Origin of the sequence: Aeromonas veronii, from assembly GCF_040215105.1 — a bacterium.
In the GTDB taxonomy this organism is placed as follows: Bacteria; Pseudomonadota; Gammaproteobacteria; order Enterobacterales; family Aeromonadaceae; genus Aeromonas; species Aeromonas veronii_G.
The window spans coordinates 2,232,306-2,249,402 of the sequence record NZ_CP157875.1 but is presented as its reverse complement, the minus strand read 5'-3'; the positions used below and the strand labels follow the sequence as shown (position 1 = coordinate 2,249,402).

The window sequence follows — 17,097 nt, the reverse complement described above, 5'->3', positions numbered from 1 at the left end:
CAATAAAACAGATCAGTTATGCTGGATGATGGCGCGCAAGCCACTTTGCAGGCTGTCATGCCGGTGAGAAGGTCAATATTGCGCTATTCCCGGCAGATGATGCCGACGCGTCGCCCTTTATGTGCCGGTGGAGGCCAAGGTTCGGATGCCGAGTGCGGGCCGATAAGGTATAATGCGGCACTATTTTTATGGCATCCCCGTGAGCGTGATGAAAGAATTTTTTGCAACCTGCCCCAAGGGGCTGGAAAACCTGTTGGCCGACGAGCTGACCACCCTGGGCGCAGAGCAGGTCCGTGAGACCGTTGCCGGCGTGCATTTCAAAGGCGAGCTGGCCATTGGCTACAAGGCCTGCCTGTGGAGCCGTTTCGCTTCCCGCATCGTGCTGGTGCTGTCCGAATTCCAGATGAACGACGACCTGGACCTCTACCTCGGCGCCCACACCATCCCCTGGGAAGAGCACTTCTCCGGCACGGCCACCATCGCCGTGGATTTCACCGGTACCAACCCGGCCATTCGCAACACCCAGTACGGCGCGCTCAAGATCAAGGATGCCATCGTCGATCGCTTCACCAAGCGCGGTCATGTGCGCCCGGACGTGGACAAGAAGTCCCCGGACATCCGCATCATGGCGCATCTGGGCAAAGGCAAGGCCAACATCACCCTGGACTTGTCCGGTCCGGCCCTGCACCAGCGCTTCTATCGTCAGGGGACCGGTGAGGCTCCGCTCAAAGAGAACCTGGCAGCGGCCATGATCGCCCGCAGCGGCTGGGCAGGGGAACCCATGATGGACCCCATGTGCGGCTCCGGCACCCTGCTGATTGAAGCGGCCTTCATCGCCGCCGACATGGCGCCGGCCCTGCGCCGCGAGCGTTTCGGTTTCGATCGCTGGCTGCAGCACGATGGCGAGCTGTGGCAGAGTCTGATGATGGAAGCCCAGGTGCGCGCCAAGCGCGGCCTGCAGCGCTGCGAAGTGAAGCTGTTTGGTTGCGATGCGGATACCCGGGTACTGATGAAGGCCCGCGACAACGCCAAGGCCGCCGGCGTCGCGCACCTCATCACCTTCAAGCAGGCCGATGTGACCCAGTTGCAGAACCCGCTGCCCAAGGCCGCCATCGAGGCGAACGATGCCATGGCGCAAGGGGATCAGCCGACGGCGCCGGTGGGCATGCTCATCTCCAACCCGCCCTACGGCGAGCGCCTCGGCGAGTTCCCGGCGCTGCTGGAAGTGCACCAGGCGCTGGGGGATGCTCTGCGCCGCAGCTTCCAGGGCTGGCGTGTCTCCATCCTCTCTGCCTCTCCCGAGCTTTTGAGCTGCCTGCGCCTGCGGGCCGACAAGCAGTATCGCCTGTTCAACGGGGCGCTGGAGTGCCAGCTGCGTAACTACCAGATTGCCCTGGATTCCGTCGCCTCCCAGAAAGAGGTGGCCCAGGACTTCGCGAACCGTCTTCGCAAGAATCTCAAAGCGCTGGAGAAGTGGGCGAGCAAGGAGAACCTCGACTGCTACCGCCTCTATGACGCCGACTTGCCGGAATACAACGCCGCCATCGACCGCTACAAGGATTATCTGGTGGTGCAGGAATACGCCGCACCCAAGGACATTCCTGCCCAGAAGACCCGCCAGCGTCTGCTCGACATGGTGCAGGCTGCCATCAAGGTGACCGGCATGGATGGCGAGAAGGTGATCCTGAAAGTGCGCGAGCGCCAGGAAGGCAAACAGCAGTACCAGAAACTCGGGGAAGAGCAGCACCGGATGGAAGTGCAGGAGTACGGCGCCCGTCTGTGGGTCAACCTCTACGACTACCTGGATACCGGCCTGTTCCTGGATCACCGTCAGACCCGGCGCATGCTGGGCCAGATGGCCAAGGGCAAGCGCTTCCTCAACCTGTTCGCCTATACCGGCAGTGCCACGGTGCACGCGGGCCTAGGCGGTGCGAGCGAGACCACCACGGTGGATATGTCGCGCACCTATCTGAGCTGGGCCGAGGACAACATGCGCCTCAACTCCCTGGTGGGTCGTCAGCACAAGTTCGTGCAGGCGGATTGCCTGAAGTGGCTCTCCGAGGCCGATGGCCAGTACGATCTCATCTTCATCGATCCGCCCACCTTCTCCAACTCCAAGCGGATGGACGAGAGCTTCGACGTGCAGCGGGATCACCTGGTGTTGATGCAGCACTTGAAACGCCTGCTGGCGGCGGACGGCACCCTGGTGTTCTCCAACAACAAGCGTCACTTCAAGATGGATCTGGCCGGCCTCGAGGCCGCCGGTCTCAAGGCGCAGAACATCACCGGCAAGACCCGTCCCAAGGACTTTGAGCGCAACCAGCATATCCACAACTGCTGGCTCATCACCCATGCCCCCGAGGGGAGCGACGCGTGATGCTGAGCCTGTTTCACACCGACGGCTGCCACCTGTGCGAACAGGCCTGGGCGCTGGTGGAGCAGGCCGGGCTGGCTGAGCGGACCCGTCGCTGCGACATCATGGCGGATGATGCCTGGCTCGCCGCCTACCGGGTTCGCATCCCGGTGCTGCGCGACGAGGCGGGCCGGGAGCTTGGCTGGCCGTTTACCCTGGCGGATCTCGGCGCCTGGGTTGCGGGCGAGACAACATAATGTAGCGAAAGGGTGGGTCAGGGCAGTGCCTTCTTCCACCCTTTGGCCGTTAACAAGGATACTTCATGGCTTTATTAACATTGCACGACGCTTGTCTGTCGTTCAGTGACTTCCCGCTGTTGGACAAGGCGGAGCTCTCCATCGAACGGGGGGAGCGTCTGTGTCTGGTGGGTCGCAACGGGGCGGGCAAATCCACCCTGATGAAGGTGATCGCGGGGGAATTGCCGCTGGACGATGGCCGTCTGGTGCTGCAGCAGGATCTGAAAGTGACGCGCCTCGAGCAGGATCCTCCCGCTTCCAGTGAACTGACGGTATTTGACTATGCCGCAGAAGGGTTGGCCGGGGTCGGCGAGCTGCTCAAGCAATATCACCACATCTCCCTCGAGCTGGCCCATGATCCGAGCGATACCAACATCCGCATCATGAGCGAGTTGCAAGAGAAGCTCGATTACCAGAATGGCTGGCAGCTGGAGACCCGCATCAACCAGGTGCTGACCCTGCTCAACCTCGACCCCGACGTGACCCTCGACAGCCTCTCCGGCGGCTGGCTGCGCAAGGTGGCCCTGGCCCGGGCCCTGGCCTGCGATCCGGATCTGCTGCTCCTGGACGAGCCGACCAACCACCTGGATATCGAGGCCATCAACTGGCTGGAAGATTTCCTGAAAGATTTCCGTGGCGCCATCGTCTTCATCTCCCACGATCGGGAGTTCATCCACAAGCTGGCGACCCGGATCATCGATCTGGATCGCGGCGAGATCACCTCCTGGCCCGGCAACTATGACGAGTATCTGCAGGGCAAAGAGGAGTGGCTGCGAGTCGAGGAGCTGAAAAACGCCGAGTTCGACAGAAAGCTGGCCCAGGAAGAGGTGTGGGTACGCCAGGGCATCAAGGCCCGTCGTACCCGCAACGAGGGACGAGTGAGAGCCCTTGAGGCGATGCGCATAGAGCGCAGTCAGCGCCGCGAGCTGCAGGGCAAGGCCAAGTTGCAGCTCGATGAGGTCAATCGCTCCGGCAAGCTGGTGTTTGAGACCGAGGGGCTGGGGCTGGACTTCGGCGATCGCACCCTGTTCCAGGGGCTGGACTTGCAGGTGCTGCGTGGTGACAAGATTGCCCTGGTCGGCCCCAATGGTTGTGGCAAGTCCACCCTCATCAAGCTGCTGCTGGGGCAACTGGCCCCCAGCCGTGGCAAGGTGAAGGGGGGAACCAACCTCGAGGTGGCCTATTTTGATCAGTACCGCGAGCAGCTCGATCCCGAGCAGACCGTGGTGGACAACGTGGGGGAGGGCAAGCAGGAGGTGATGGTCCGCGGTCGCTCCCGCCATATCCTCGGCTACCTGCAGGACTTCCTGTTTGAACCCAAACGGGCACGTACGCCGGTCAAGGCCTTGTCAGGGGGCGAGAAAAACCGTCTACTGTTGGCCAAGCTGTTCTTGAAACCCAGTAACTTGTTGATTTTGGATGAACCAACCAACGATCTGGATGTCGAAACGCTGGAATTGCTGGAGGAGTTGCTGACAGACTACCCCGGCACCCTGCTGCTGGTCAGTCACGATCGCCGTTTCATCGACAACACGGTGACCGGTTGCTGGCTGTTTGAAGGGGACGGGCGGATCAGCGATTATGTGGGCGGCTACGCCGACATGATGGCGACCCGGGCGCAGCAAGCCGCGCAAGCGACCAGCAAGCCGGCGCCGAGCAAGACGCCAGAGCCTGTCGTGGTGGCGAGCCCTGTGGCCACAAAAGCCAAAAAACTCTCTTACAAGTTGCAGTTGGAGCTGGATAATCTACCGGCCCGACTGGAACAACTGGAAGCTGAGCTCGATGCCCTGCAGACGGAGATCAACCACCCCGGTTTCTTCTCCCTGCCGGCGGAGCAGACTCAGTCCAAACTGGATGCATTGAATGCGGCAGAGTCCGCATTGGAACATGCCTTCTCCCGTTGGGAGGAGTTGGAAGCGTTGAAACATCAGGAATAAGGAAGTAGATGAAAAAGCAATTATCCATACTGGCCGTACTGGTCGGCGCTAGCCTCAGCGCGCAGGCGGCACAAGGCTCTTTCTTCACCATTGTCGATGTCTCTGACAAAGGGTATGCCAGCGGGATCAGCACTGATGGCAGCGGGCTCATCGGGATCAATGCCAAGAACAATACGGCCGAGTATTTCTCGACCGTCCAGTTTGCCGACTTCCTGGTGGATCGCTTCCGCTTTGAGCAGGGCTGCCTGCTGTCCAGCTCCGTCTGTGACTCCTTCTGGGATGACAACAGCACGGGCAACTTCGCCTACCAGTGGCGCGTCGATTTCCGTGCCAACACGAATCAGCGCAGCAACGTCGGCTATGTGGTCAGCAATGAGACCGATGGCTTGGTGACGGCGCTGGGGGAAACCCCTTCCGATCGCGTCGGCTACAAGATGGCTGGCAAGGTGCGCACCGCCTACGCGGTCATCAATGATGGCAACCCTGTTGAGCTCAAGGATGCCGCCAGCACGCACAGCCTGGCTCATAGCATCAGCATTCCGACCGCCATCAAGGATCTGGATGGTCAGTATCTGGTGACCGGGACGGCCGCCACGGGTCTGAATCATGTGGTCAATGGCGACTTCTATCGCTACTGCTTCGAAGGCAATGAAGATCAGTACGGTGACTACCGTTACTGCCCGGGGGTCGATACCCAGGCCAGCTTCTGGTTGTTCAACGGCTCGGGCAATCTGGACAAGCTGATCCAGCCGACCAGCTATGCCAATGGCCGGGACTCCGTCTTGCAGACGGCATCGGCCCTGGATGCGGCCAAATACAACGGCACCGTCTATGGGGTTGGGTATAGCTCCACTGGCGAATATGGCTCCGGTGATCTGGATGGCCGCAACCTGGCCAGCTACTGGACCCTGGATCTGGCCGCCGGTACCGTGGGCACCACTCAGGTGATCCCGCTGCCGGAAGGTCAACCGGGCAAAGATGATGCGAAGCTGCAACACAGCTGGGCGGTGGCGGTCAACGACAACGGCTACGTGATTGGCAACCAGCGCTATCGCATCAACAAGGGCCAGAACCGCCCGGTGGAGATGTTCCTCTTCAACCTGAACACCCCGACCACCTCGGCCGTGGTGCCCATGCAGGACAATCCGCTCTCCGGTTCCGGCTCTGAAGCTTCGGCCATCAACGATCACAACATGGTGGTTGGCTGGCGCGACTCCCGCCATCAGACCCAGCCGGTGGTCAATGGCACCAACCGCATGCAGGAAGCCTTCCTGCTGAACGCGGCGGCCCCGAACAACAGTTGGTACCTGAACGACCTCATCTGCGGTCAGGATGATGCGGGCAACAAGCAGTGTGCCCAGAACGGCAAGTTCTATCACATCGCCTATGCCAGTGGCATCAGTGCTGACGGCACCATCGCCGCCACCGCCTATCGCTACGACAGCGAGGATGATCTCAACAAACGCACCAACGCGACCGTGGTCGCGGTGAAGCTGGCGCCGACCGTGAAAGATTACCAGGGCAACACCCCCGCCAACTACGTGGTGAGCAATGTTCCGGCCAACAACCAGACCGGTCAGGATGGTGACGGTGGTGGCGGTGGCAGCCTGTTCTGGCTGACTCTGCTGGCATTGCCCTTCGCCTGGCTGCGCCGTTACCAGCGCTAAAAAAGGGTGTCATTAAAAGTTAATGCAGTTCAGTATCTTGTGTCACATGGGCTGAATAGCATGGTATTTTTTGTTTGACCCTGCTCCCCCCCTGGGGTAAAGATGAAAGCGACCGGTGAAAACTTGGTCGCTTTTTTTGTTCCACGAAGAGGGTCGTAGATGATGAAGAGACAGAAACGGGACCGTCTGGAAAGAGCTCGCGCTCGTGGTTATCAGGCTGGCGTTGTCGGCAAACAAAAAGAAGCCTGTCCGTATCAATGCCTGGATGCCAGAGGCCATTGGCTTGGTGGTTGGCGCGATGCCATGGAAGGGCGAGGCTCAGGCCTCTTCATGAAGTAATTGATACTTCATCACTCATTGAAACAGGGAAGGGGCCACGATGGCCCCTTTACATTGCCGTTCGCATCAAGAGATGGATGAGCGCAGAGACGGAAAAGGGGCCTGAGGGCCCCTTTTTGCACGATGTTCAACCCGCATCAGAAGGCGGTGGTGTCCTTGAACAGGCCCACTTTCAGGTCGGTTGCGCTGTAGATGGGACGACCGTCCACTTCGACTACGCCATCGGCGATCCCCATCACCAGCTTGCGGTTGATGACGCGCTTGAAGGTGATCTTGTAGGTGACTTTCTTGGCCGTCGGCAGGATCTGGCCGGTGAATTTTACTTCACCCACACCCAGAGCACGGCCTTTGCCAGGGCCGCCTTTCCAGCCGAGGAAGAAGCCGACCAGTTGCCACATGGCATCGAGCCCCAGGCAACCGGGCATGACGGGATCACCCGGGAAATGGCAGTCGAAGAACCAGAGATCCGGCGTGATATCGAGTTCGGCCAGGATCTCGCCCTTGCCATGCTCACCGCCGTTGTCATTGATCTTGACGATGCGGTCCATCATCAGCATGTTGGGGGCGGGGAGCTGGCTGTTACCTTCACCAAATAATTCGCCACGGCTGCATGCGAGCAGCTCTTCACGGGTAAACGAGTTTTTGCCTTGTTCACACAGGGAAAGGCTGGGATTGGTGTCGTTATCTAGGGTCACGCTGATTATCCTTCATATGGGTCAAAGCCGAGCCAATTTAGCGTACAGTTGTTCGCTAAACAACTCCGATCTCTTTATTACAAGCCAAACAGGCGGCCAAACAGACTGCGCAGCAGCCCGCTCTTGGGCGCAGTGCCATTGAGTTCATCCAGCCTTTCCTGGATCCGGCCAAACAGGGTGTCCGGCATGTCAGGCTCGCCCGCCACGCAGCCGGTGAGCAGCTCGATGGCTTCCTCCACATGATCCACCGGATGGATGTGGAACTGGCCTGCCTCAACGGCGGCAATCACCTCATCGGACAGGTTGAGCTGCTGGGCGTTGGTGCCGGGCAGCAGTATCCCTTGCTTGCCGGTGAGGCCGTGGATCTTGCACACCCGGAAGAAGCCTTCGATCTTCTCGTTGACGCCCCCCACGGCCTGCACATTGCCAAACTGGTCAACGGCGCCGGTTACGGCAAAGTGTTGATAAATGGGCTGGCGGGCGAGGGCGGAGAGCAGGGCACACAGGCCGGTCAGGGAGGCGCTGTCACCATCTATCTCGTGGTAGGACTGCTCAAACACCAGGTTGGCCGAGAGGGGGGAGGGATTCTCTGCACCAAACTTGTTGGAGAGGTAACCGTGGATGATCATCATCGCCTTGGCGTGGATATGGCCGGCGAGTTCCGCCTTGCGCTCGATGTCCGCCACGTCGCCATCCCCCAGATGAACAGTGGCAGTGAGGCGCACAGGCTCACCAAAGTCGTAGGGATGACCGGCCACCTGAATGACGGAGAGACCGTTGATCTGGCCGACCTCCTCACCATCGGTCTGCAGCAGGATCTGGCCATCGATGACCCCCTGATCCGATTGCTCCACCAGATAATTGAGGCGGTAATCCTGCTCCTCCAGCGCGAGCATGATGTGCTCGTCGGTGACGATGTCAGCCTCCATCTCCCGTGCCAGGCTGTCGGCCATGCGCATGAGGGCACTGAGCTGCACTTCTGACAGGGCGAGCCACTCCTGATGATCGCACAACCGGCTGGCATGACGGCACAGAGCGAGGAGGGCAGCCGGCGTAAAGTCCAGCAGCTCCCAACGCTCCCGCAGCCAGGCCAGATATTGCAGAAACGCTGGCAAGTCCTCCTCGATGTTCACCTCGGAGACCAGATCGGCCCGCAGGAAGATGCGCTCCGACATGTCTCTGTCCAGCATCTGGAACTCCGCCACTTCCAGTCGGTCTCCCACCAGGATCAGCTTGAACCGGATAGGAGTCGCTTCTGGCGTGAAGAAGGGGGTCAGAGTCTTGCCTTCCTGGTAGGCGTTCCAGTCCAGTTCTCCCTTGAACATGGCGTTCTTGAGTTTGAACCAGAGATGGGGCTGATCCAGCAGTTCATCGAGCTGCAAGATGAGATAGCCGCCATTGGCTTCACGCATCAGGCCTGGCTCCAGCAAGTGCTGGTTGGCATACACAGAGCCTTGTTCTGTCTGGTAATTGATGGAACCAAACAGGGTGTCCCAGTTCAGATCCCGACCGTAAACGATAGGCGCCTGTTGCTCTTCATGATGGATCAACAGGTTGATGAGCACCGGATGCTGGAATTCGAGCCCTTGAGCGACATGGGCCGCCAGATCGGAGAGAAAATCCACGATCTTGGGGTCGTTTTCCTGCTTGCGGATGATGCGGGTGACCAATCGTTCGGCATCCAGATGATGGCTCATCAGCTTGAGCAGCTCACCAACCATCTCGCAGAACTCGAATCCGGTGCCTGGTTGCAGACGTAGCCAGATAGGCTTGAACGGGTTATTGAGGTTCTCGGTGTAGCAAAGATCGAACAGATCGCCATCCTTGCCGTTGGAGGCGGCGATCAGCGTCTGGCAGACATGTTCATAATCCGCGCCAGGAAATCCGTTGAGCAGCATGACCGGGCAGTCACCATCAAAACTGGCCAGCCTCTTGATGCCCGAAATGGCCCTGGGTTGCAGGGCTGCGAAAGGGATAGGTTCGAGTTCACTCAGGGCAGGAAACTGCTCGATCGAGAAAGCGGGTTTTAATTGTTCTGATGCTAATTCAGCCACTTAAGACATCCGGTCGGGGATAGGATCAATGATTCCCATTATACACAGTTCAATGGGTGGAAACAGAATACCCGAACACTTTATTTAACATAATATACATTATGCGCGGTTGTGGCTTGCTGTGTGGCGGGATGGGGTGTCAGAGTTGGCTGATGCCGATAATTCTGTTTATCGGCACCAACTGCGCCGGGCCGCTGGCCCTTGCCGCTCGGCCCGCTACGCGGGCTGCGCGGCCCGGCGCAGTCGTATTTTTTTAGCTCGACAAATTGGTCATGTTTGCCAACTGGACAACGTTGTCAGGCATGACATTTTTGCCAGATGCCTCGGGCTTGCTGTAGATCCTCGGTGCACAGTTGACGGTGATGGCCCGGCCAGTCTTGTCAGTCACCACCGAATAGCAATCGCCCAGGTAATCGACCTTATAGCCCATGTTCACCAAGTCGTCAGAGTTAAAGGCCAGCTCTTGATTGCCACGAACGCCAGAGAAAATGACCATCCCCTCGAACCGCCCGGCATATATGGCACCACTGGCCCCAGTCATAAATAATTCAGTCACCCGGAACGGCATCAAAAAAGGCTGCCCAGCAACTGCGCCGACACCATCCGAACCAGAAACAGGCATAGCCACAGAACCAGCAGTCGAATCAGCACCACCCGAACTATCCACCATAGCGGCCTCTTTAACGAGCGGATTATCCATCGCAGACCGCTGATAAAGAAGATAAAAGAAATAACCAAGTAAGCACGGAAGGACGCCAAATAAGACAAGCCGGACTTTAAAAGAAGAAAGCGGGCCTTTTGACTGCCCTGACTTGGTAATGTTTCCAGTTTGCGTGGATTTATATAGACGGTGAACAGCCACAGGCACATGCCTTTTAAATATAACGCTCTGCTTCGTAGGGATGCCGTTATCAAGCGGATTGTGCTCATAGATGCGTGGTTTCCGTTTTGAAAGAATAAAGCTGTCCTTGCTGCTATAAGAAAAAGCCACTTCACAGCAAGCGCGAACAGGTCGAGGAATAGCCGTTATATCTGGGGTTGCAAGCACCACATCCCAGTTATAATGACGATGCCGCATAAAAGATTCTTTTGGCGATGTGGGATACATAATTCGCCCGGCCTCATCAAATACAACCTTTCCAGTGTCATCAATATCACACTCTTCGATATTATCAGGGCGATAGCTCTCTAATGTATCCTTGTACTGCTGAATAAAGTCAGCAGGTAAAATACTATCGTAATAGTCTATGGGCTTTAAGTCATATTCAGGCTTACCTGAAAATACATCCCGATCATATATATCCTGACACTCATCTATAAATACAAATGCACCTATTGGCATCCAGTGATGCCAAACTCGCCATAATTGCTGTGCTTTAGGGTCTTGCGATGAAACTCTAAATAGCCTGGCTGTTTCTGGGAATTTTTCACCCAAGAACTCTTCAATACGATGCAAAGGATACATCCCGGCGGCGTTCGTTACCACTAAACGCCCTTCCCTTAATGCCGGTAATAATCGATACCAAATGACTGACGAGCTTTTATATGAGCCGTTGTGACCATGTTCAATTACGATTGCCATTTACCACCCCATAATATTCATTACGAAGCGGGTTATGTAACAATTAATAATTAAATTTAACCCATTAACGAACCCCAATTGCTCAAGCCCCCAACGTACACTAGAAGGCAATTGAGATATAGAAGAGAGCAAGTAACCACTGATATTTATATCGGTGGCTATCTGCTTAGCGACCAGATAGGCAAACTCAATCATCTGTAATTTAGCTGTTATGACGCAGAGAGTATAAAACTCAATACCCCAAGCAACAAAGCGATGGAATATGCCCGGCACCTCTTCGGTAATAACGTAGTGCATGCCGTTGAGCCTATCGGCTATGTAGTCAAGGAATGACGGCTCGTCAGCGGCCAGCGCAAGCGAAGGCATAAGCAGCAAACCCCATAAAATGATATTACGCATTTTTCCTCCCCCCCATCAAAATTGCGAACGCGACTAGGACAGCCAAGAACCAGAGCGCTTGTTTTGGCCCCAGTGAAAAGAAAAGTTCAAAATTAGATTTGCCACTTAAATCTATATTGGCGCCTTTAATATCGTGAAAGTCTGTATTGTAAGTGCCTGATATCTCGAGCGGGTCGGCAATGAACACAGATCTAACCTCTTGCATCTTGTCTTTAAGCGCCTTTTCCTTTTCAACAATCTGCTGCTTAACGCCGGCAATCGCCACTTCGCCAAAGATGTCAGAGAACCCCGTGCCGCCAGCACCAGAAGGCGGCGAGAACGTGCAAAGCGGGCCAGTGCAAGGCTTGTCCCCTACCCCGCCATCGCCACCCGAGCCAGCCCCATCCTTGATTGCGTCCTTGATGGCAGCCAAATCCCCGGCCATCTGAGTTTGTAAATTCGTCTGCTGTTTATTGAAGTGTTCCAGCATGGGAAACATAGGAGCCACACTATTAGAAATCCCCGTGAGCTGGCTATTAATAGCACTCAAGTTTCCAGGCGTACCGCCCCACCAACCCATGGCCGTTTGCATCATGTTTTTAATCGCCGCCGTGTCACCCGACGAAGAACCACCACCCCCATTACCACCACCCAAATGCTCACAGTTATTTCCATTTGGGTTTACAACACAGTTAGTTAATTGCTGCAAGGTGTCTTGGGTTTTCCACATAACACCTTGTTGCTGACGAAGGACCTCCTCAATACCACCCATGCCGTTATTAGTCGCCTTGGCCGTATGTAGCAAGTCATACATCTTTACATCCATTGAATTGGCATAAGCCACCATGCCAGCCCCTTGCTCAGTGAGTTTTAGCATTCCTCCCCGCAAAGTATCATTAACATGCCTCAAGGCTGCGGTTGTTGCATCCTGATAAGCTCCACCAACTTGAATAGGGTTCGTTGGTGGAAGCCAAGACGGAAAACCACCGTTATCACCACCGCCGTTATCACCACCGCCATTATCACCACCGCCATTATCACCACCGCCATTATCACCACCGCCGCCTAATTCACATTCCGTACCGTCAGAGAAATAAGGGCCTTTACTAGGTGGTGTGGCTGCAGGCAATTCAACGCAAACAGATGAACCTGCCCCACCGCCGCAATAAGCAGTACATCCCCCAAGTGTGGAGCCAGAATAAGCAATACAGACAGGGCTGGGAGACGTTAAATCGAGAGAGCCATAGTTAACGCCGGGGGCACAGGCCGCATATGAAAGCGAGGGAATGAACAGAAGGGGAAAGAAATGACGCATGACACCACCAGATCTCGAAGGGGGCCGAAGCCCCCTAATTACGATGTGAACACTCCAGAGAAGAAGGCCGAACCAAATACGAACGCACCCGTGGAGGCCATGATAGCCGCGACTAACATTACTTACGCAGCCAGGAAACGACCATACCCACGCAGAAGCCGAACGCCGCCGCAGAGATAACACCGGTAATAACCAGCTCATAGCTCAAAGAGCCATTGCTGACGGCCGCGGTGATAGCGGCCTTGATCTCTTCATAGCCAGCATGTGCCCCAGTGGATACCGACAACGCAGGAACGGCAACAACCGCAGGAACAGCCACTTTACGAACAGCAGCACTTTTCAGACCAGCCTGGAACAACTCAACAATCTTCTTCATGGTTTTACTTCCCTTTTGTTATTAACGGCCAAGCTTTCTAGCTATAAGGCCAGCGAAATATCCTGATACAAAGAGCAGGACGTAATACATCAAAAACATTGAAAATATTTCAGCGTCAAAGCCGAATAGTTCATTTAAAGAGGCAGCGTTTTTATATTCGGCTTGAGTTAAAGCCGTAAAAACAGTTTCACCTTGGGGCCCTATATCGGGGCAGGTTTCGAGATTCCTGATATAGACAGCATCCGAACCAGCCCCCACGAAGAAACAAGGGCGAAGCATTAGAACTTATCCTTATTCCCCTCAGTGTTCAGCTTCCCGCCTTCACTGGCCTGTTTGATGGCCTCAGCAAGGGGGAGTTTCTTACCGTTAGGCACGAAGCCCACCACGGTCGGCTTAGAGCCTTTGAGGCTGAACGAGAGTTGGAACTCAAATTCAGCGTTACCTGGAACAAGCTCACCCGAGCGAACGGCGGCATGGATGGACTTGGCCAGCTTGTTACCGTCGGAGGTGTCGAGGGTGATTTTACCCAAGTCACACCCGGCGAACCCGTCACGAACGTCTATGGTGTCCTCGATAACGTGGATATGAGCCCAGACGTTGCCGCCGTCGCTCTCATCCATCTGGCCATAGCGAACGTTCACGAAGTTCACGGTTTGCTTCATACCTGACATGCAATTTCCCCTTGTTTGATGTTGCGGCCACGGGAGTCAGTGACCTGATTGGCCCAATACCAGAGACGGTCTAACCGCCGCTTGGTGTGGGTGATTCGTTCGCGGAGCTTGACCGCCTTGGCGATCATTTCCGGGTCTTGTTCGGCGTCGGCCAGCTCGGCCCGCAGGTAATCGAGGATGCGAGATTGCTTACCGTGCTCAGCTTCCGCATATGACCGGGCATCAAATTCAGGCGCGGCCTTCGTGCCCAGATAAGCGGCGAAGTCGTCCCGCAGCTCCTGCTCGGTGCCATATTTGGGTTGCTCTGGAAGCGGGATCTTGTAGTTCTCGTGGTACTCAATAACATCGCCACGAACCAGCTCGAACGAACCGTCATCAAAGACAGCAAGATGCAGGTCAAAGCCCTCACTGACACGCAGCGGTCGGCCTGCAATGAGGTGCTGGACGGATGCCTCAGCAGCGGCAAGATCCACATAGGATCCAACAGCACGGGCAATAAGCTGCTCGCGGGACTGGCCGAACGACTGGACGAAGCCACGGCCAAACTTATCGCCAATGCTCAACAGGTCGCCCTGCTTATCAAGCACGGTGCCGACTGGCTCGACGTAATTGGCGGGACGCTGGTTAGCGAAATCTATCTTGATCAGGTGCAAGAGCTTGAGGGTCTGGCGCTTCTTCAGGTTCTGAAGCTGGGCCTTGGTCAGACCGATGGCCATCAAGCAGTTCACGGCATCATAGAAGGTGCTGGAAGCGGTCAGGCGCTTGGTCTTATCCCACCCGTCTGTTGCCAGACTGCGATAGAACAACATCAAGCGATCCGCACGGGCATAGCTCCACTTTTCGGCAGTGGTGCCGTCAGGGTTGTTGATCACCTTGCAGCGGCCGTAATGCTTGCGAAGCTGCTCCTGCACCCGGCTGTTTTGAGTCAGGGAAACCTTGGTTGCCCCCAGTGCCTGGAACATGTCAGAGAACAGGTCACGCCATGCCCACTCGCAGAACGTCATGCCCGCATTGTCCGGGTTGCTCTCAAACTGACCAACGAACGTCAGGAACTGCCACACGTTGCGGGGGATCTTGTTGCGCTCAAACCACCGGGTCAGCGCCCTCCCCTCAAAACGGAGACGGTTCGCCGCAAACGCATTCAGTTCGGGGTTTTCAAGGCTGCGGATTACAGCGTCATAGCGGGAGGTTTTTTCGGTGCGCTTGGCCCGGCGTAGCTGCTCAAGCTGGTGCTGCATCTCATTGTGCTTGGCGTAGACCACGAGCACCTTAGTTCGCCCGGCATCCTTCTGGTCTTGGCTGCGCTTGTTGAAATAGATCGTCGATTCATAATCAGCCTCTTTGGCTGCCCTCATATGGCGGTGTGAGAGATTACCAATGGCAGAAAGGCAGTTCGCCAGCGTCTCGGCGTCTGGAAGCTGGATCGAGTTGGTGACGTCTACCCGGCGAATATGGGCATGCCCCCAATCGAGCATTTCGGCGACTCGTGGAAGGCTTCGAGCGAAGGCCGCGAGTAATTCGAGGATACCAGCAGCAGCATTGTCCGGCCCGTAGACGTTGTGACCTTGCAGCAACTTAGCCGGTGATGCCTTGAGAGCAATGCAAGGCCAACTGCGCTTGAGATGGGCTTGATGGAGCTTGACCGCGATGTCAGTGAAGCTTGAAGGGAGAGACTCCCAGGGGTGATACAGGTCATGGATGGTGCCCTCTCTATCGATGGCGAAGTCAACACGTCTAGAGCCAAGGGATAAACCACGACGACCGCACTCTTCAAGATCTACCATCCCCACGATATCGGCAGAGCCAGCGCCTACACGCTGGGTTGTGCACCACCTATCGGCAAAGGGGATATGGATTTCCCAGAAGTCGTACATTTTCGTGATTTCCCGGTCGAATATTTAACGCATGCGCGCATGTGACCGAAAAATCATACGGTGATCGCATACGCCATGCAAGCATGGTGATCACAAAAAACTAGCATGCTGTAGACTTGTGCCCACGTGTTGAGGAGTGAATCAGGAGGCTCACATGAGCAAGCCACAGAGAGAAGACACCACCGTTCGTATAAACGGACCCCGGCGAATGAGGCTGGAACGGAAGGCCATAGAGACAAGTTTCAAGTGCAGCTCAACTGTGAAGATGAGCGACATAGTGAACTGGCTGATCGATAACAGGCTAGAAGAGGCCGCAAGCGCCATTGAAAGGGAGAGAAAGGAAGCCGCCAACTAATCCCACAAGCCCCACTCTCGATTTAGCACCCCATACCAAAGCTAACACACTAAAAAACAACAAGAATTGTCCCGAGTCCTAGTCCGGCTCCCGGAGTCAAAGCCACAGTTAGAGTACGTGGCTTGCTCCAACCCCACCCGGCCCCCTTCGGGGGCCAAAATTCCCCGCCTTGAACCTGCTGCCCGCGAGCGGGCCCACCCTCTCTGTAGATGGACGAACGTCACCGGGCCGCAAAGACGGTTTAGCAGGAAGGGGGGTGCTCACTGCCTCTGGGGAGCACTCCAAAGAAGTTGCGGCGGGCCTACCGCTTTCCCAGATATGAGCAACTGGGGGCCGCCTTATACTCGCTTGCACTGCGTGCGCTCGTTTGCAGCAGTGGATCACATGGGAAGTGGGGGGAGTCGGAATGATAGCAGGGGGAGCAGCTGCAGGAAGTTGGCCAAGGCCGAACGCGCGAGAAGGTGATAGCAAAAAGTCGCCCCGGGTTTATCCAGGGCGATGCGTTTTGCTACAGGTTGTCGAAGTCTTGCCGAGCCGCCTTGTACCGCCCGACGACCTGCCGATACTCGGCGAACTCACGGCGCAGGGTCTCCAGTTCGGACCGCTGCCGTTCAACGGTCTGGCCTAACTGGACGAACGAACCAGCCGCCATCATCACGGCCTTGGAGGCGGCACTCTGCCCGGTGGCCTGCTTCAACTGCTCGACAACTTGATCCTCTTCCGGGGTCAATCGCAGGGTAAGGATCATGCGCCCTCCCCTTTGCGAGCTTTACAGCGGGCAATGCGTCTTGCACGGGCACGGCGTTCAGTCCAATCAGCGAAAGAGGCTATGCCGAACATCAGGGCAGCGCCCACAAACGGCGAGGCAACCAGCGCAACGATGAAGCCCCAGAAGGTGATAGAGAAACCGAGATAATGAGCCGCACCCAGAGGGCCTAGCAAACCGAGCACTACGAACAGCGGGAACACTTCTTTCAAGCTCATTTGGTATCACTCCGTTGATGGGCACCGATGCCCCATGACAGTAATGATAGCAAATAGGGCTCGCCAGGTAAACATCGATGTGCTGTTTTGATAGCAGAAAGTCGCCCAGGTAGCGCGCCGGCGACAAGTTTTTGATAGCAATCCCCAGTCGCGCACAACACAGATTATGTTACGGGCGCTCTGTCGTTGCGACGATGCCGCTGCGCGTCCCACGTAGCGGC

The 17,097-nt window shown here is 56.4% G+C and carries 17 protein-coding genes; 6 read left to right on the top strand and 11 right to left on the bottom strand.

Annotated elements, in window-relative coordinates; genetic code table 11:
* The first annotated feature begins 172 nt into the window (after positions 1-172).
* From rlmKL to rmf, 5 genes are all read left to right on the top strand, one after another.
* Entirely contained in the window at positions 173-2,377 is a 2,205-nt protein-coding gene (gene rlmKL / locus ABNP46_RS10375; protein ID WP_349922277.1) for a bifunctional 23S rRNA (guanine(2069)-N(7))-methyltransferase RlmK/23S rRNA (guanine(2445)-N(2))-methyltransferase RlmL, read from the top strand.
* Positions 2,377-2,610, top strand: a complete 234-nt coding sequence (locus ABNP46_RS10370) for a glutaredoxin family protein (protein WP_349922276.1) — start codon at positions 2,377-2,379, stop codon at positions 2,608-2,610. Before rlmKL ends, ABNP46_RS10370 begins: the two co-directional genes overlap by 1 nt.
* A 65-nt stretch (positions 2,611-2,675) precedes the next feature.
* Positions 2,676-4,586 (top strand): ATP-binding cassette ATPase Uup, encoded by a 1,911-nt coding sequence (gene uup, locus ABNP46_RS10365; protein WP_349922275.1) that lies wholly within the window; start codon positions 2,676-2,678, stop codon positions 4,584-4,586.
* 8 nt (positions 4,587-4,594) lie between these two features.
* Positions 4,595-6,253, top strand: coding sequence for a DUF3466 family protein (locus ABNP46_RS10360; RefSeq protein ID WP_349922274.1), 1,659 nt, complete (start codon positions 4,595-4,597; stop codon positions 6,251-6,253).
* Positions 6,254-6,412: 159 nt separating this feature from the next.
* On the top strand, positions 6,413-6,592 hold the full coding sequence (rmf, locus tag ABNP46_RS10355) for a ribosome modulation factor (RefSeq protein WP_005315693.1): 180 nt from the start codon (positions 6,413-6,415) through the stop codon (positions 6,590-6,592).
* Positions 6,593-6,729: 137 nt separating this feature from the next.
* Here the strand turns inward: rmf and fabA are convergent, their stop codons facing one another.
* The 9 genes from fabA to ABNP46_RS10310 form a co-directional block, all read right to left on the bottom strand.
* Positions 6,730-7,287 carry a 3-hydroxyacyl-[acyl-carrier-protein] dehydratase FabA gene (gene fabA, locus ABNP46_RS10350; protein ID WP_349922273.1) on the bottom strand — a complete coding sequence of 186 codons (558 nt, stop codon included), beginning with the start codon at positions 7,285-7,287 and terminating at the stop codon, positions 6,730-6,732.
* Positions 7,288-7,364: 77 nt separating this feature from the next.
* The gene (locus ABNP46_RS10345) at positions 7,365-9,341 is read right to left on the bottom strand and encodes a Lon protease family protein (protein WP_349922272.1); all 1,977 of its coding nucleotides are present in this window, start codon (positions 9,339-9,341) and stop codon (positions 7,365-7,367) included.
* Positions 9,342-9,594: 253 nt separating this feature from the next.
* On the bottom strand, positions 9,595-10,923 hold the full coding sequence (locus ABNP46_RS10340; RefSeq protein WP_349922271.1) for a zonular occludens toxin domain-containing protein: 1,329 nt from the start codon (positions 10,921-10,923) through the stop codon (positions 9,595-9,597).
* Positions 10,924-11,322 (bottom strand): hypothetical protein, encoded by a 399-nt coding sequence (locus tag ABNP46_RS10335; RefSeq protein WP_349922270.1) that lies wholly within the window; start codon positions 11,320-11,322, stop codon positions 10,924-10,926.
* Entirely contained in the window at positions 11,315-12,616 is a 1,302-nt protein-coding gene (locus ABNP46_RS10330) for a hypothetical protein (RefSeq protein WP_349922269.1), read from the bottom strand. Before ABNP46_RS10330 ends, ABNP46_RS10335 begins: the two co-directional genes overlap by 8 nt.
* A gap of 118 nt (positions 12,617-12,734) precedes the next feature.
* Positions 12,735-12,992, bottom strand: coding sequence for a hypothetical protein (locus ABNP46_RS10325; RefSeq protein WP_349922268.1), 258 nt, complete (start codon positions 12,990-12,992; stop codon positions 12,735-12,737).
* A gap of 21 nt (positions 12,993-13,013) precedes the next feature.
* Entirely contained in the window at positions 13,014-13,271 is a 258-nt protein-coding gene (locus ABNP46_RS10320) for a hypothetical protein (protein ID WP_349922267.1), read from the bottom strand.
* Positions 13,271-13,663 (bottom strand): hypothetical protein, encoded by a 393-nt coding sequence (locus tag ABNP46_RS10315; RefSeq protein WP_349922266.1) that lies wholly within the window; start codon positions 13,661-13,663, stop codon positions 13,271-13,273. Before ABNP46_RS10315 ends, ABNP46_RS10320 begins: the two co-directional genes overlap by 1 nt.
* Entirely contained in the window at positions 13,651-15,537 is a 1,887-nt protein-coding gene (locus ABNP46_RS10310; protein ID WP_349922265.1) for a phage/plasmid replication protein, II/X family, read from the bottom strand. The genes ABNP46_RS10315 and ABNP46_RS10310 overlap by 13 nt, the downstream gene beginning before the upstream one ends.
* A 154-nt stretch (positions 15,538-15,691) precedes the next feature.
* Here ABNP46_RS10310 and ABNP46_RS10305 point away from each other — a divergent pair, with 154 nt between their 5' ends.
* Complete coding sequence (locus tag ABNP46_RS10305) at positions 15,692-15,892, top strand: hypothetical protein (protein WP_349922264.1); 201 nt, start codon at positions 15,692-15,694, stop codon at positions 15,890-15,892.
* Positions 15,893-16,400: 508 nt separating this feature from the next.
* Here ABNP46_RS10305 and ABNP46_RS10300 read toward each other — a convergent pair.
* Together ABNP46_RS10300 and ABNP46_RS10295 are read right to left on the bottom strand one after the other, a co-directional pair.
* Positions 16,401-16,640, bottom strand: a complete 240-nt coding sequence (locus ABNP46_RS10300) for a hypothetical protein (protein WP_349922263.1) — start codon at positions 16,638-16,640, stop codon at positions 16,401-16,403.
* Positions 16,637-16,876, bottom strand: coding sequence for a hypothetical protein (locus tag ABNP46_RS10295; RefSeq protein ID WP_349922262.1), 240 nt, complete (start codon positions 16,874-16,876; stop codon positions 16,637-16,639). The genes ABNP46_RS10300 and ABNP46_RS10295 overlap by 4 nt, the downstream gene beginning before the upstream one ends.
* Positions 16,877-17,097 lie beyond the last annotated feature (221 nt).

Bases quoted from the DNA above. Each gene is read 5' to 3' on its own strand.
- rlmKL (WP_349922277.1), top strand. From the start codon at position 173: ATGCGGCACTATTTTTATGGCATCCCCGTGAGCGTGATGAAAGAATTT.
- ABNP46_RS10370 (WP_349922276.1), top strand. From the start codon at position 2,377: ATGCTGAGCCTGTTTCACACCGACGGCTGCCACCTGTGCGAACAGGCC.
- uup (WP_349922275.1), top strand. From the start codon at position 2,676: ATGGCTTTATTAACATTGCACGACGCTTGTCTGTCGTTCAGTGACTTC.
- ABNP46_RS10360 (WP_349922274.1), top strand. From the start codon at position 4,595: ATGAAAAAGCAATTATCCATACTGGCCGTACTGGTCGGCGCTAGCCTC.
- rmf (WP_005315693.1), top strand. From the start codon at position 6,413: ATGATGAAGAGACAGAAACGGGACCGTCTGGAAAGAGCTCGCGCTCGT.
- ABNP46_RS10340 (WP_349922271.1), bottom strand. From the start codon at position 10,923: ATGGCAATCGTAATTGAACATGGTCACAACGGCTCATATAAAAGCTCG.
- ABNP46_RS10335 (WP_349922270.1), bottom strand. From the start codon at position 11,322: ATGCGTAATATCATTTTATGGGGTTTGCTGCTTATGCCTTCGCTTGCG.
- ABNP46_RS10330 (WP_349922269.1), bottom strand. From the start codon at position 12,616: ATGCGTCATTTCTTTCCCCTTCTGTTCATTCCCTCGCTTTCATATGCG.
- ABNP46_RS10325 (WP_349922268.1), bottom strand. From the start codon at position 12,992: ATGAAGAAGATTGTTGAGTTGTTCCAGGCTGGTCTGAAAAGTGCTGCT.
- ABNP46_RS10320 (WP_349922267.1), bottom strand. From the start codon at position 13,271: ATGCTTCGCCCTTGTTTCTTCGTGGGGGCTGGTTCGGATGCTGTCTAT.
- ABNP46_RS10315 (WP_349922266.1), bottom strand. From the start codon at position 13,663: ATGTCAGGTATGAAGCAAACCGTGAACTTCGTGAACGTTCGCTATGGC.
- ABNP46_RS10310 (WP_349922265.1), bottom strand. From the start codon at position 15,537: ATGTACGACTTCTGGGAAATCCATATCCCCTTTGCCGATAGGTGGTGC.
- ABNP46_RS10305 (WP_349922264.1), top strand. From the start codon at position 15,692: ATGAGCAAGCCACAGAGAGAAGACACCACCGTTCGTATAAACGGACCC.
- ABNP46_RS10300 (WP_349922263.1), bottom strand. From the start codon at position 16,640: ATGATCCTTACCCTGCGATTGACCCCGGAAGAGGATCAAGTTGTCGAG.
- ABNP46_RS10295 (WP_349922262.1), bottom strand. From the start codon at position 16,876: ATGAGCTTGAAAGAAGTGTTCCCGCTGTTCGTAGTGCTCGGTTTGCTA.